Raw genomic sequence first — 13,696 nt, forward strand, 5'->3', positions numbered from 1 at the left:
ATCTGCTTGCCAACTCTTTCTTTGGAAGGAAGAATTTTAAGTCTGCTGTGAAACCAAAAAAGTTATCGAAGGAATCCCTTACAGGCATCATTTTTTTTTCTATTTTGGTCTTTGCTTTTTTTGCAACTGTCGTAGAAACGGATCGCCCAGCCAAAAAAAATCCTTACCGATTATCTTTATTTTATTCTCGTGTGGATGGAATTAAAGAAGGAACCGAAGTTCGGATTTTAGGAGTCCCTAAGGGGTATGTGGCTCATATTGATTCAAGACCACTCATCGATGTACCTGATCGCCGATTCCTTGACCATAACATGGATCATGCGATTGAACTCCACATTGCTTTGGAAGACCCCTTAACTCTTTGGGATAATTATGAGGTTGATTTTCAAACTGTGACTTTGTTTTCTGGAAGGATTATTAATATCAATCCAGGTAGTTCGGATGGGAAACGTTCCTTTTTCAAACCAACGTTTCGCGACGGAGAAAAAACACCTGACTATTTGCCCTCTGCTCGGTATTTTGATGATTTTTTCAAAGCAACTTCCGTGACAATGGAAGAAAATCGTGCAGATCTCAGACAAATCACATTGGATTTTCGATCCATCTCCGATAAATTAAATCATACAGAAGGTACAATTCCCAAATTAATTGGAAGTACAGAAATGTATGATGAACTTCTTGCGACTGTAAAGGACGCAGAAACCATTGGAAAAGAAGGACGGCGTTATATGGAAAGTTCTAGAAATTTAGAAAACACCATGCCCATTCCATTTTTAATTACAGCATCGTATTACGGACGTACAACGCCAATTACGGGAAGAAGGATTGGACCACAAGAATAATGAAAGTTGCAATTATACATGATTGGCTCACCGGTATGCGCGGTGGAGAACTCGTACTAGATAGTTTATTAAAAGCATTTCCAGACGCGGATTTATTTACTCTTTTTTATTCCAAAGGAAAATTAAACGATAGGATTGAAAATAGAAAGATCACAACCGCTTTCACAAACAATCTTCCTTTCAAAGAAAAATACTACCGTTACTATTTACCAGTATTTCCCACTGCGATTGAATCTTTGGATCTAAAAGGTTATGATGTGGTGATTAGTTCATCCCATTGTGTGGCCAAAGGTGTCATCCCTCATCCCGATACTTTCCATTTAAGTTATATCCATAGCCCCATGCGTTATGTTTGGGATATGTATTACGATTATTTTCCTGGTCGAAAAGGTTTAAAATTTTTTCTATTACAAGCCATTGCTAATTACCTTCGCACATGGGATGCGGCTTCTGCCAACCGAGTGGATTATTTTACATGTAACTCGCATTTTGTGGGACGTAGGATTCAAAAATATTATCGTCGTGATTATAAAATTGTGTATCCGCCCTGTTTGCCCCAAGACTTCCGGGTTCATGATGTTTCGAAAGATGACTATTACTTGATGGTTTCGGCCTTTGCTCCTTATAAAAAAATTGATCTCGCCATAGAAGCCTTTCGCGAAAATGGAAAACCCCTCATCCTTGTGGGTGGGGGCCAAGAAGAAGGAAAACTCGTCAAAAATCTTCCCAAAAACATCCTTTGGAAAAAGGGACTTCCTCGCAACGAAGTGGTCGAACTCTACAAAAAAGCTCGTGGGTTTATTTTTCCAGGGATGGAAGACTTCGGAATCACCCCTGTCGAATCGCAAGCCTACGCCACTCCTGTCATCGCCTACGGGAAGGGGGGAGCTCTCGAGTCGGTCAAAGAGGACAGAACCGGGGTATTTTTTAAAGAACAGACGGTAAAATCCTTAAATGAGGCCATCCAAAGGGCGGAAAAGATCCATTTCAAACGCGGTGATTTCCAAAATTCCATCAATCGATTTACGGAAGAAAAATTCGTGAGCGAAATTCGAAAGGTAGTCGATAGACATAAATAGAAATCTCTGAAAGGGGGATCTCTTGGTCATTTTACATCGACTTAAAGGTGCGGAATTTGTTCTCAATGCAGATTTGATTGAGACCATTGACGCAAATCCAGATACGATCATCACTCTTGTGAATGAAAAGAAATTCATTGTACAAGAGCCTGTAGCGGAAGTTGTGGAAAAGGTAATCGCTTACCAAACGAGAATCCATAACCTTCCCCGAGTTGGTGAAAGAGGGCCTGAGGAAACATAAGAAATGGATATAGCTACAGTCATTGGTTTGGCCCTTGGAGTGGCCTTGATGTTACTTGGGGTGGTTTCGGGTGGTCTTGCATTGACAGACCTTATCGATATACCCTCGATGATGATTACATTTGGTGGGGCCGCTGCCGCCACGATCATTTCCTTTCCTTGGACCTCTACCATTGGGGTGGGAGCTGTTACCAAAAAAGCCTTCCAAAACCCTCCCTCCGATTTACCTGGACTCATTACGACACTCGTTAGTTTTTCTGAAAAAGCACGTCGTGAAGGTTTACTTGCCTTGGAAGATGATATCAATGAACTTCCTGAAGAATTTTTAAAGAAGGGAATCCAACTCGTAGTGGATGGAACCGATCCCGAACTGGTTCGAAATATTATGGAAACCGAAATTGGGAATACAGCGTCAAGGCATGCTTATGGTCGCGCTTGGTGGGATGCTTACGCAGGTTTTGCGCCGGGGTTCGGGATGCTTGGAACCCTTGTGGGTCTTGTGGGGATGTTAAAGAACTTAGGTGGTGGGGATGCGAGTGCCATTGGACAAGGTATGGCGACGGCTCTAATTACCACATTATACGGATCACTGGCACAGAACTTATTTGCAGCACCGATTGTTAGAAAACTAACACGCCGCTCTGAAGATGAACTTGTGATCAAACAAGTTATGGTGGAAGGAACTTTATCCATTCAATCCGGGGACAACCCACGAATTGTAAAAGAGAAACTGGCGAGTTTCTTAACTCCTGCAGAACGATCTGCGCTCAAAGACGACGGAGATTAATTTTTAGTTATGGCTAAAAAAGAAAAATGTCCTGAGTGCATCCAAAAAGTTCCCGAGTTCATGGCAACTTACGGAGACATGGTGACACTTCTCCTTTGTTTCTTTATCCTTTTGTATACAACAGGGAAAACAGATGCAAAGGAGATGCAGATCATTTTATCTGCATTCAAATCTACAACAGGATTTTTCACCGGTGGACAAACACTTTCGAAAGGATCGTTGGAAGAGATGGGTATGCAAATTGAATCCCTTCCATCTCAAGTAGTAGGACGTAACCTTTCCAAAGCAAAAAAAGATGCACATGAAGTTTTTAAACCTGAAGTAGAAGCAGGAAAAGTTCGAATTTCTGAAAATGAAAGAGGACTTGTGATTTCTCTTGTGGGTGCTGATTATTTTTATCCAGGTTCAGCTATCCTAACACCTGCTATCCGTGAAACCTTAAGAAAAGCCGCGGGCCTTATCAAAGGACTCGAACGATTTGTGCGAGTGGAAGGACATAGTGATGACGATGCAGTCAATCCTGTGAATCGTCCTGGTCGTGAAGAACGTGAATATATCAATAACTGGGATTTGGCGGGAGCAAGGGCTGTGAACGCTACCGTTTTTATGATCAATTCAGAAGAAATTGAACCAAGTTGGTTCCAAGCGGTTAGTTTTGGATCCTACAGACCTCTTGTATTGGAAAATGAAGGTACACCGGAAGCAAAAGCTTTCAACCGAAGGGTAGATATCATTATCCTAACTGAGAAGTCTACCAAACGAGGGCCAGGGGAAAGTAAATATGGACTACCTGACACTCGTTTGCCGAACACTGAAACAAATGTAGAAGGAGAATTTTAACATGGGTGACCGTGAAGTAGATGAAGAAGAAGGTGGGTTAGCCGAAGGTAGTTCCGCCTCTGCAGGGATGTCTCCCATTGTCAAATGGTTATTGTACATTGCTGCTGCCATTTTCGGGATTATCATTGTAACCGTTATATCAATGTTTGTTGCTCAAAAAACAGCAACAAGTGTGTTTAAACAACAAAAGAATATCTCTCTGGTGAAAGCTCCCCCTCCTTTGGAAGTTTACACATTTCAAGAAGAATTTAGAGTGAATACTTCTGATGTTGGTGAATCACATTTTGTTAAGTTAAAAATGTCTCTTGGGTTTGAATCTGGACAACCTGCTCTTTCTGCGGAACTGGCAGCACGTGTGGCTCAAATGCAAAATATCATTAACTTGGTGATAGCTCGTAAGACAAAAGATGATCTAAAATCCATTACGAACCAATTGGATTTACGTGAGGAACTCAAAGCCCACTTAAATCATATTTTGACGAATGGAAAAATCAAAGAGGTTTACTTTACCGAGTTCTTGGTAAACTAGGACTATGTCCGACCAAATCCTCGGTGTGATCCCTGCTCGTTACGCGAGCACGAGACTTCCCGGAAAACCACTGGCCCTCATTGGCACAAAACCAATGATCCAGTGGACTTACCACCACGCATCCCTTTCTAAATCTATCCACCGTTTGGTGGTCGCCACAGATGACAAACGAATCCATGATGTTGTTTTAGGATTTGGAGGTGAGTCTGTTCTCACAAGTCCTGACCATTCCACAGGAACTGATCGTATCATCGAAGTCGCAGAAAAATTTCCTAACTACGGAATCATTCTCAACATCCAAGGCGACGAACCAGGGATGGAACCCAACCTCATGGATGGGGTTTTGGATTTAAAAACCAAAAATAGAAATTGGGAAATGACTACGGCGGCGGTTCCCTTTACCGCATCTGAAGACCCGAAAGACCCTAACAAAGTAAAGGTGGTCTTTGACAGAACTGGACGTGCTAATTACTTTTCTCGTTCACCTATCCCCGCTTCCTTTAAGGGAGAGGCAACTTACCATCGGCATTTAGGAATTTATGCCTATGAAAGAGAATTCTTAATGAAATACAACCATTTGCCGGCTTCCGATTGGGAAACGGTAGAGTCATTGGAACAACTTCGTGCTTTGCAGAATGGATCAACGATCGGGGTTTATCTTTCGGATAAGGCCAACTTGGGTGTGGATTCCCCTGCCGATTTAGAAGTGGTGATTCGCGATTTTAAAGAGAAGGGTTTGATTTAGAGTCAATATTGGCAGAGGATTATTTGGGATAACTAGTTACTGTTATGTGATATTTAGTAAATAGTTTATGATAATGACATTAACATTAATTCTAATAATTCTATTGATTACTTTTTTCTTAAACCATGTTTATCGATTTTCTCATTTTACAGACAAAATAGGAAATACTAAAAAACCTGAGGATTATTCAATACTTGATTTATTAAAAGTATTTTTAATAGGAATAAGAATAAGAATACCAAAACCCATAGGTCACATTTGTATTAATAACAATTATATTTCGCAGTTCTTAGAATTTAGAAATATAAAACTTAATTACTGGCTATCTAAAAATACTGAGTCAACTACTATTGTTATCTTATTTCATGGATATGCAGTTTCAAAAACGCAATTATTCGATGAATCAGAATTCTTTATTTCGAATGGATATTCTACAGTATTAGTAGATTTTCGTGGAAGTGGTCAATCTTCGGAATCTTATACAGGAATGGGAACTTATGAATCAGAAGACGTATTTCAAATTTTTAATTTTTTTAAACACAAATATAAGAACAAAAAAATAATTCTATTTGGTCATTCATTAGGTAGTGTTGCGATTCTTCGGGCAATTTATAAATACAAAATTGATCCTAAAGCCATAATTCTTCAGGCTCCGTTTGATTCTTTTCTTAATACAACCAGAAATAGATTCAGAATTCTAAAAATTCCCTCCTTTCCTTTTGCTGAATTTTTGGTTTTATTTGGGAGTGTTACTCTATTTACAAATCTTTTTGCATTCAATCCATACAAATATGCAAAAGATTTAAATATTCCAGTTTTATATTTAATAGGTGAAAAAGATAACAGGGTATTTCTTGAAGATATTCAAAGAATTGTATATAATACAAAATCGTATAAATCTTTAGCAATTATTTCAAAGGTATCTCATGATTACCTTTACGCTTCTAATCAACAAGATTGGAAGAAATATATTATGGAATTTCTGACTTATATAAATAAAATGAAAAACATATAGCTATTGTTATGCGTTTTTGAAAGTTTAACCAATTAAATCCAATTTTCTAGTTTTAAATTTGGAACTCTTGTAAATTCTTTTGTATTGTTTGAAACTAGGATTAAATTTCTAGAAATAGCTTGTGCTGCAATCTGTATGTCATAAGGCCCGATAATTTTGCCATTTTTTTCTAAAGCAGATCTTATGTAACCGTATACTTCAGCATCTGAATCAGTAAATGGAATGATATCAAAGGCAGATAAGAATTTAATTAGTGTCATTCTATTTCTTTCAGGAAATTGACTTTTAACTGCGCCATATTCTAATTCAGCAACAGTAATAGATGAAATTTTTATTTGATATGGTTGAATGGATTGAACTTTTTGAACTACGGATTTCGGATTATTTTTAATAAAGTAGATACAAATATTTGTATCAATTAAATACATTAAAATGTATCTCGAATTTGACTTTCTGGTTGAGATCTGCCATCTGAAAAAAAGTCTTCCGAAAATTCATGGAGGCTCTCCTCAAAAGCTTTCCAAGGGTCAGATTTAGGAAATAAGAAAAGAGTATTCCCGACTTTTTGAATATATAATTCTTTTTCCGATACTTGAAATTCTTTTGGAATCCGCACAGCCTGACTATTACCACTAATAAAAACTTTTGATGCATGAGTCATATGTATATACTAGTGTATATACAAAGAAGGTCAAGTTATAATTTGATATAGAATAAACTTCCATATGCATAAGTAAGACAAGTGCCTATCTATCGCAGCGAGATGATATTATTAAATAGTGTAGCTAATATTTAAAGATTTTCGAAATAATTTAAATGATCATCAATCAATCGTAATCCAAATTTCATTATTGTTCCTTCTTCTTGCGACATCTTGAAAGTGAAATTGCAAATCTTTGCTATTCCTTTATATTTGTGAGTTTCCTCATCGATATTATAATAGATTATGTCTCCAGGCTTTGTTGAAATCTCTTCACCTGTTGGTTGAATTGAACAAGTTAAGACTTTTCCGATATTTGTAGAGTGGTGATTATGAATCTTAGTAATATTATTGTTTCCTATCTGAGGTAAATTATTTTGATAAGTAGCTTGAAATATTAATTGTGAAATTATCCTCATAGTTGAGCGCAAGTTTATAATTGCAAAGATTAATTTTGCGACAGTTTTATCTGAGAATGCTAAATCCATAAGATTTTGAGTAATTTGAAGATCAAATATTTCTCGATTTGTAGAGGTAATAGAGGCTCTATGAATATCATTTTCAATTTTCAGGACTGCTTGAGGTAATGATGAAGAAATCTGTTCAATTTCTTTTTTAAATTTTTGAGATAAATCTTTTAACAATAAACAAGTGGGGTGGCTTTCTAACTCAACCCTAATATTTTTAATCGTTTGGTCGCTTAATGAAATTATCTCAGAATTAGTAATTAAGCTAGGTTTTGCATAATGATAGTATGGATTTGATATATTTTTTATAATATTTCCATATGGGCTTAATAATTCAGTAAAATACTCTAATATATAAATAGTTGTTCTATACCATGACTCAATAATTTTTAAATCATGATTAGATAATTTATTCATTACTATTCCAGTTTCATTTAATGAAACGCTGCCAGCATTTTCATTTAGAATCAAAAGACCAAGAAATTGAATGTTTTCCTGATGAGCAAAATACCATAGCTGTGAGTGATCAATGTCTACTTGATTTTCTGCAGTTTTTGAAATACGCATTTTTGTTATTAGCTCATAGATCTCCTGCCTCTTTTCGTGTTTTATAATTTCTGTAGTTAGTTTAAATACGCTTTCTTGAATGCTCATTCTCGATTTTCCTCAAGGTATTCTTTTATTAATTCTTTAACATCTAACTCTCTTAAGGAATGTTGAAAATCCCTAATTCCTTGTCTACTATTCGTAAATTGATGATTTGTTGAATGAATCTTATTTAGTGCATAATTTGGTATTAAACGTTGGCAAAGATCAGTGAAATTTTCGAATACAAGCTTCTCTCCTGTTGAGTCAGTTCGATTAAAATTTGACCAAATTTCTGGATTATATCTTGTAAGGAATCCAAGAGCATACAAGGACGAGAGGAATAAGATAGGAAGCGGCATTTGATGAAGTGAATTATTTTTCGAATATGCTACTTGAAGGTATTTTTGACCAGTGTATGAGTAAACGCCAATATCAATAGAATTTAGTTTTGGGCGAAGAATGATTCTTTTTTTGTCCATCGATTGTTGCGGGCTAAGATATGATTTTTGAAAATTGATAATATTTTTTGGAAATTGATCTGAATATTGAACTCTTGCTAAAGCCTCTATCGGAAATGTTTCAAATATATCATCTCTTTTCTTTGTAATTGTAATGGGAATTAAATTGCTTTGTTTTTCTTTGTAACATTCTAAAAAAATTTCATACAATTCTGGAATGGATTTAAGGAAATCGATTAAACTCCAATCCCCTGCCATATTCTGGCATTCAAATAACTTTGTATAAATATTTATTGCTCCAGTCTCACTATTTAGAATTTTGACAATGATATCTCCTATGTAATTTAATCTTTCTGGTTTGAGTAACTTCATTCCATGTGAATTAATGCTAGGTAGTTTGCCGTTAACTAATATATATATGTCGCATAATAGAGATTAGTGGTTCCGTAATATAATAAGAGTGGCGAAATCTGTAGGGAAGAATTTGCTGCTGCGCTGAAGTATTCTCTAGATTGTGCTATTGAGCCTGATATTGAATCTGCAAGAGAAATATCGTATATTAGATTGTTTTTTTCAAAATGAGAAATGATATTGCTTGAATATTGAAATCTGTCTAGCATCTGCCAGATTTTTTCTCGTGGATTTTCGGTAAAAATTTCCATACTTATATTTGTTTAATTTAGGAATATCGGCTAACAGCATAGAATCGAGCCTCTGTTTTTTTAACAGAGACCATTTAATTCTAATCCATTTGTAACGGAAAAAAATACTACACTTCTCTTTCGTTATTTCTCATCCCTCGAGAGATATATTCATACAAAAACTCTCCGGTAATCACACCGGGGATGATGACTTTTTGAGCTCCATCAGCAACTAACTTTTTAGCTTCGCCAGGTTCATCACTAGTGAGAATGATTTTAGCGTTCGGTGCGAGTTTGCTAAGAGTAGAAAGCAAACGGTTGTTATTGGTTCCTTTTAAAAAGGAATCAGAAATAGTACAAATCACCATCGAAGCATCGTGGAGGCCAATATGGGATAAAGAATCGGGATGGGCAAGATCAGCATAAGCCCATTGGAATCCTTTGTTTGTGAGTTCGTCCTTAAAAGCAGGATTGTAGTCAGCAATGATGATCCGTTTGATGAGGGACGGAGATAAGTCTTCTAAGTATTCCACAAAGGCACGGGCAATGCGGAAATAACCAAGGACAATAATATCTCGTACCATTCCATCACCATGGCCGCCATGCCCACCGTGACCTGATTTATCATCCTTTCCAGAATCTTCCGTTTGATCAGAAATTCCTACACGAGCGAGTAATCTTTCAAAGGTCGCAGCGATATTATGGTTATACATAATGATGTATGTGGAGAGAACTGATGCAATGATGGTCGAAGTTAAAATCACCGCTTGTAGTTTTGGGGTGATGTGTTCGAACCCAGCACCTAACGCTAAGATCACGAGAGAGAACTCTGAAATTTGTGCTAGGTTGAGTGCAGTTAAAAAACCATTCCGAACCCCTTTGTTGAGTTTGATGATGACGGGAGCAATAGTAATCATCCTTACAAATAACATAAGAGTGATGATGGCTGCAGATAGGCCGATGACTTCCAAACTAGGAAGAGGTACTTTTAGTCCTAGAGCCACAAAGAATAGAGTCACAAAAAAGTCTCGGATACCAATCAGTTTGGATATGACATCAGCACCATAAGGGAAAGCGGCAATACTCATACCGGCAACAAGAGCACCCATTTCTTTTGATAGTCCCACTTTACCTGCGATCCCACAAACAAAGAAACACCACATAATTGATGTTAAAAGAATGAGTTCTGGGCTACTCGCGCATGCTTTGTACAACTTTGCCAAAACATAACGACTGACACTAAAACTAAAAGCGATCAGTAAAACGATGATTCCAACAGAAGTGAGGATTTTTAAGATTTCAGGATTGTTTAAGTTAGGTTGTACCCCCATAAACAAAATGGCCCAGATGTCTTGGAAAACCAAAACCCCTACGGTTAGTTTTCCTGAGAGGGTGTTGATTTCAACTTTGTCCTGTAGTAACTTAACAACGATTAGTGTAGAACTAAGGGAGAGTGCGACAGCAATATAGAGGAGATCAAATTTTTCAGAACCAATGGGCAGCCCGAAAAAAGGAAACACGGAATATACGAAGGCAACGGAAAGTGTAAACTGAAGGATTCCCAGAGTGAACATAGCCTTACCCATTTTTGCGAGTTCAGCCAAATTGATTTCTAATCCGATGATGAAAAGTAGTAGGATGAGTCCAATTTCCGAAATGAGTTCGATACTGGCTTCATTGGTGACAAGTTCGAAACCCATTTCTTTGCCAAGCATAGCCCCACCGATAATATAACCTAAAATTAACGGTTGTTTGAGGACTCTGGCAATGTGACTTAAGACTGTAGCGAAAATAATACTAAGACCGATGTCTTGTAATAGCGACTCTTCCCCGTGCATAGAAACCTTCTTTAGGAAGAAGTTTAGAAATTCATTGAGTAGTGAAAGTCGTTTTTTTTTCCGAACTATAAATCAGCTTAAGGAAAGGGGGAAATTTGTAGAATCGAAGCCGTGGCAGCTTGGAAATGGGCAATGGCTACATGGTGATCGTACAATGCCTTAATTTCTCGAACGGCAGCTTCCGCACTTGTCTGTTCTCTAATATTCACGAACAAAAGTGTAGAGTCACCCAGTGCAAAACGTTCTCTTTCCATCTCTTCTAACTTTCTGGCTAATTCGACTTCATTCTGAGTAACAGCTACACGTTTTGCCGAAGCAATCACCTCGGAAATGGAATCTTGGACTTCGGTTTTGATTTTGTCTTTTGAGAATTGTAATTCTTGATCGAGCTGGGCAATCTTTGCTTCTGCGGCACCGATAAGTCCCCTCGGCCTTTTGGTTTGGATGGGAATGTTCAGGATGAGAGAGGCTTCGAGTTCCGGTTTTGCCTTTGTGACAGAACCTGGCCCAAAGTCTTGGGAACCTGCTACCACTAAATCCACTTGGGGTTTTAATGAATTGTATCCCATGTCTTGGTCAACGCGGACTTTGTCTCGTTTGAATTCGAAGTCTTGTAGTTCTGGTCTAAACTTCCAAGCAAGTTTGATACTTTTTTCCAATTCCATTTTTTTATAATCAATGGGTTTGGGAAATCCAATGGGTAATCTGTTCGTTGTGGGAAGGATTAAATTTCCATCCGGGGCACGTAGAAATAAAGATAAATCGATAGCAGCTTTTTGCATCTCTCGTTCTGCAGAAACAAATTGAGATTCTCTTTGTAAAATGGCGCGGTCATTTTCCGTTCCTTCCATTTTTGGAATATCACCTAACTTAATACGTTGCGTAATTTGATCTTGTCTGTTTTTCGCCATTGCTAACAAGTCTTTGTTGACTAAATATTCTTGGCCACTCGCAACCCACTTCCAATAACGTCTTGTTGCTTCTTTAGTGACTTCGATTTTTAATTTTTGAATGGAAAGTTCTGCTAATCTTCTATCAAGGTCTGCCTTTTTGATATCGGCTCTGTTTTTATCAATCTCTCGATTGCGCATCAGGGGAAAGATAGCACCCGCCCGAACTTCTCCATGATCGTTTGTTTCTCTCTTTCCATCATAAACAGGAAAGGTTCCGCGCCCAATCCGATAACCAGCGAAAAAGGAAGTTCCCCCAAGAGGTGTTGGTTTTTCAAATACGGCATCTGCAGCGTTGTTTGTATAATAACCCATTGGTTTTGTAGTTCCCATGGATTTAAATTGTAAATCAAAAGCACCTTCGGCTGCGAGATAGTTGTACTCTGCTTCCGTTAAAAGTTTTTCTGCGGCAAGGACTAAAGGATAAGATTTTTCTACGGATTTTAAAAGTTCACCTAACGTGAGAACCCCAGGTTGTTGGTTGATATAATCCTGAGAGTAAATGTTCGGGCCATGTAAAGATTCAAATGGATCACGTGTTGGGTCTGCCTCAATGACAAAGGCAAAAAACATTCCGAAAGGACAAAGAAACGCGAGTAGGGCTCGATTTAGTCTACGAATCATTTGACCTTATCCCCACTCCCATTTTCATCTAACAGTGATTTCATTTCAGGGTCATCCATTGGTAAATTTGGTGGAAAGTCGTTAAATCTTCTCCAGAGTTCGTAACCAACACTCACACGGTTGAGAAAAATCCAACCTTTGGCTCTTACACCTTGCCTGAGATAACGGCTAGAAGGCCATTTTCTATCATCTCTATCGGGAATGACAAGCACTCGGAAATTTCCAGAACCATTGTCAGTAATATCAACAAGTTTAACAGTTCCACCAAAAGTTCCCACAGCAGTTTCTGGCCAACCGCTGATTTGTAAAACAGGGTATCCTTGGAATTGTAATCGAACCTTTCGTCCTTCACCAACGAGCGGTATATCGTTGCCAGAGATAAAAAGTTCGACTGCTTTGTCTTCTGCATCGGGAACAAGGATGGCAACCCCGTCCCCTTCTTTTACTTGTTGGGTGTCCGGGTTCACCAAAATTCGCATGATGGTTCCGTCTCTTGGTGCAAATATTTCTTGGGTTTCTTGCCTTGATAACCGGGCTTCTAATTTGGGAAGGTCTTCTAATACACGAGCCACTTCTGATTGTGCCGATGCTAAGGAAGCTCTTGCGTCATTGATAGATGCTTCTGCATCTTGGGCTACTTTTCCTGTATCGCTGTATAGTGCTCTTTCTTCTTTGATGGCTGCATCGTATGTGGCTTTGGCTCGGTCAAGTCCTGTTTCTGCATTTGTATGATCTAGTTCTGCAAGTTCTAATGTACGTTTAGAAGTGAGTCCTTTTTCCCATAATTGTTTTTGACGATCTAAATTGAGATTAGCGGTTTTTAAAGCAGCTTTTGCCGCATCAACTGCTTGTTCGCTGGCACGTACTCGATCTTTTGCCATCATCCGTCTAGAGTCTGCCGCATCAACAGCACTACCTCGGGAAGAACGTAAACTAATGATCCGCGAACGAATGTTATCCTCTCTGGCTCTTGCGGCTTCTAATCTTTGTAAAAGTGCATTTTTTTCTTCTCGGATCCGATTGATAAAATTCGGATCGTTGTCAGAAATATCAATGATTGGATCTCCCTTTTTGACACGTGTTCCTTCATGTACATGCCATTTTACAACACGTCCACTGATGGGAGATTCGATGACCTGTTGGCGGTCGAGGGGAGCATAAGCAACCACCCTTCCAAATCCCATCGTAGTTTGTTGCCAAGGTACATATAATAAGATAAGAACACTCAGAAAGAAAATGATCGTAAGTAGATAAGCAAGGCTTTGTGCAGGCAATGCTGTTTGTACCAATCGATAGGAAGGTAAATTTTTATGAAGTTTCCATTTTTGTGACATATCAGTTTTTATAAACCAA

The 13,696-nt window shown here is 38.1% G+C and carries 16 protein-coding genes; 8 read left to right on the forward strand and 8 right to left on the reverse strand.

Going from position 1 to position 13,696, the window contains the following annotated elements:
- Positions 1–47: 47 nt before the first annotated feature.
- The 8 genes from EHQ24_RS12375 (at position 48) to EHQ24_RS12410 (ending at position 6,077) form a co-directional block, all read left to right on the forward strand.
- The gene (locus tag EHQ24_RS12375) at positions 48–842 is read left to right on the forward strand and encodes an MlaD family protein (RefSeq protein WP_135601903.1); all 795 of its coding nucleotides are present in this window, start codon (positions 48–50) and stop codon (positions 840–842) included.
- Entirely contained in the window at positions 842–1,921 is a 1,080-nt protein-coding gene (locus EHQ24_RS12380) for a glycosyltransferase (protein WP_135601904.1), read from the forward strand. Before EHQ24_RS12375 ends, EHQ24_RS12380 begins: the two co-directional genes overlap by 1 nt.
- A 22-nt stretch (positions 1,922–1,943) precedes the next feature.
- A complete protein-coding gene (locus tag EHQ24_RS12385) occupies positions 1,944–2,162 on the forward strand; it encodes a flagellar FlbD family protein (protein WP_135601905.1) in 219 nt (72 codons plus the stop codon).
- Positions 2,163–2,165: 3 nt separating this feature from the next.
- Positions 2,166–2,948: a motility protein A gene (locus EHQ24_RS12390; RefSeq protein WP_135601906.1), complete on the forward strand. Its 783-nt coding sequence runs from the start codon at positions 2,166–2,168 to the stop codon at positions 2,946–2,948.
- A 9-nt stretch (positions 2,949–2,957) separates the two neighbouring features.
- Positions 2,958–3,788 (forward strand): flagellar motor protein MotB, encoded by an 831-nt coding sequence (motB, locus tag EHQ24_RS12395; RefSeq protein WP_135601907.1) that lies wholly within the window; start codon positions 2,958–2,960, stop codon positions 3,786–3,788.
- A 1-nt stretch (position 3,789) separates the two neighbouring features.
- Complete coding sequence (locus tag EHQ24_RS12400; protein WP_135576151.1) at positions 3,790–4,317, forward strand: flagellar basal body-associated FliL family protein; 528 nt, start codon at positions 3,790–3,792, stop codon at positions 4,315–4,317.
- 4 nt (positions 4,318–4,321) lie between these two features.
- Positions 4,322–5,062: a 3-deoxy-manno-octulosonate cytidylyltransferase gene (gene kdsB, locus EHQ24_RS12405; protein WP_135601908.1), complete on the forward strand. Its 741-nt coding sequence runs from the start codon at positions 4,322–4,324 to the stop codon at positions 5,060–5,062.
- A gap of 73 nt (positions 5,063–5,135) precedes the next feature.
- On the forward strand, positions 5,136–6,077 hold the full coding sequence (locus tag EHQ24_RS12410) for an alpha/beta hydrolase (protein ID WP_167483076.1): 942 nt from the start codon (positions 5,136–5,138) through the stop codon (positions 6,075–6,077).
- Between the two features lie 32 nt (positions 6,078–6,109).
- On the opposite strand, the gene vapC is transcribed toward EHQ24_RS12410, so the two are convergent.
- From vapC to EHQ24_RS12445, 8 genes are all read right to left on the reverse strand, one after another.
- Positions 6,110–6,505, reverse strand: coding sequence for a type II toxin-antitoxin system tRNA(fMet)-specific endonuclease VapC (gene vapC, locus EHQ24_RS12415; RefSeq protein ID WP_135601910.1), 396 nt, complete (start codon positions 6,503–6,505; stop codon positions 6,110–6,112).
- A complete protein-coding gene (gene vapB / locus EHQ24_RS12420) occupies positions 6,505–6,738 on the reverse strand; it encodes a type II toxin-antitoxin system antitoxin VapB (protein WP_135601911.1) in 234 nt (77 codons plus the stop codon). The genes vapC and vapB overlap by 1 nt, the downstream gene beginning before the upstream one ends.
- Positions 6,739–6,869: 131 nt before the next feature.
- Positions 6,870–7,898 carry a hypothetical protein gene (locus EHQ24_RS12425; protein WP_135601912.1) on the reverse strand — a complete coding sequence of 343 codons (1,029 nt, stop codon included), beginning with the start codon at positions 7,896–7,898 and terminating at the stop codon, positions 6,870–6,872.
- On the reverse strand, positions 7,895–8,710 hold the full coding sequence (locus EHQ24_RS12430) for a YaaC family protein (protein WP_341867247.1): 816 nt from the start codon (positions 8,708–8,710) through the stop codon (positions 7,895–7,897). The genes EHQ24_RS12425 and EHQ24_RS12430 overlap by 4 nt, the downstream gene beginning before the upstream one ends.
- Complete coding sequence (locus EHQ24_RS19485) at positions 8,698–8,952, reverse strand: YaaC family protein (RefSeq protein ID WP_425270084.1); 255 nt, start codon at positions 8,950–8,952, stop codon at positions 8,698–8,700. Before EHQ24_RS19485 ends, EHQ24_RS12430 begins: the two co-directional genes overlap by 13 nt.
- A gap of 107 nt (positions 8,953–9,059) precedes the next feature.
- Positions 9,060–10,769 (reverse strand): cation:proton antiporter, encoded by a 1,710-nt coding sequence (locus EHQ24_RS12435; RefSeq protein WP_135601914.1) that lies wholly within the window; start codon positions 10,767–10,769, stop codon positions 9,060–9,062.
- Positions 10,770–10,846: 77 nt separating this feature from the next.
- Positions 10,847–12,343 carry a TolC family protein gene (locus EHQ24_RS12440; protein ID WP_135601915.1) on the reverse strand — a complete coding sequence of 499 codons (1,497 nt, stop codon included), beginning with the start codon at positions 12,341–12,343 and terminating at the stop codon, positions 10,847–10,849.
- Positions 12,340–13,677 carry an HlyD family secretion protein gene (locus tag EHQ24_RS12445; RefSeq protein ID WP_208725767.1) on the reverse strand — a complete coding sequence of 446 codons (1,338 nt, stop codon included), beginning with the start codon at positions 13,675–13,677 and terminating at the stop codon, positions 12,340–12,342. The genes EHQ24_RS12440 and EHQ24_RS12445 overlap by 4 nt, the downstream gene beginning before the upstream one ends.
- Positions 13,678–13,696: the final 19 nt, after the last annotated feature.

The organism is Leptospira noumeaensis, from assembly GCF_004770765.1.
Taxonomy (GTDB): domain Bacteria; phylum Spirochaetota; class Leptospiria; order Leptospirales; family Leptospiraceae; genus Leptospira_A; species Leptospira_A noumeaensis.

Coding starts and splice junctions, on each gene's coding strand:
- EHQ24_RS12380 (WP_135601904.1), top strand. CDS start 842: ATGAAAGTTGCAATTATACATGATTGGCTCACCGGTATGCGCGGTGGA.
- EHQ24_RS12390 (WP_135601906.1), top strand. CDS start 2,166: ATGGATATAGCTACAGTCATTGGTTTGGCCCTTGGAGTGGCCTTGATG.
- motB (WP_135601907.1), top strand. CDS start 2,958: ATGGCTAAAAAAGAAAAATGTCCTGAGTGCATCCAAAAAGTTCCCGAG.
- EHQ24_RS12400 (WP_135576151.1), top strand. CDS start 3,790: ATGGGTGACCGTGAAGTAGATGAAGAAGAAGGTGGGTTAGCCGAAGGT.
- kdsB (WP_135601908.1), top strand. CDS start 4,322: ATGTCCGACCAAATCCTCGGTGTGATCCCTGCTCGTTACGCGAGCACG.
- EHQ24_RS12410 (WP_167483076.1), top strand. CDS start 5,136: ATGACATTAACATTAATTCTAATAATTCTATTGATTACTTTTTTCTTA.
- vapC (WP_135601910.1), bottom strand. CDS start 6,505: ATGTATTTAATTGATACAAATATTTGTATCTACTTTATTAAAAATAAT.
- vapB (WP_135601911.1), bottom strand. CDS start 6,738: ATGACTCATGCATCAAAAGTTTTTATTAGTGGTAATAGTCAGGCTGTG.
- EHQ24_RS12425 (WP_135601912.1), bottom strand. CDS start 7,898: ATGAGCATTCAAGAAAGCGTATTTAAACTAACTACAGAAATTATAAAA.
- EHQ24_RS19485 (WP_425270084.1), bottom strand. CDS start 8,952: ATGGAAATTTTTACCGAAAATCCACGAGAAAAAATCTGGCAGATGCTA.
- EHQ24_RS12435 (WP_135601914.1), bottom strand. CDS start 10,769: ATGCACGGGGAAGAGTCGCTATTACAAGACATCGGTCTTAGTATTATT.
- EHQ24_RS12440 (WP_135601915.1), bottom strand. CDS start 12,343: ATGATTCGTAGACTAAATCGAGCCCTACTCGCGTTTCTTTGTCCTTTC.
- EHQ24_RS12445 (WP_208725767.1), bottom strand. CDS start 13,677: ATGTCACAAAAATGGAAACTTCATAAAAATTTACCTTCCTATCGATTG.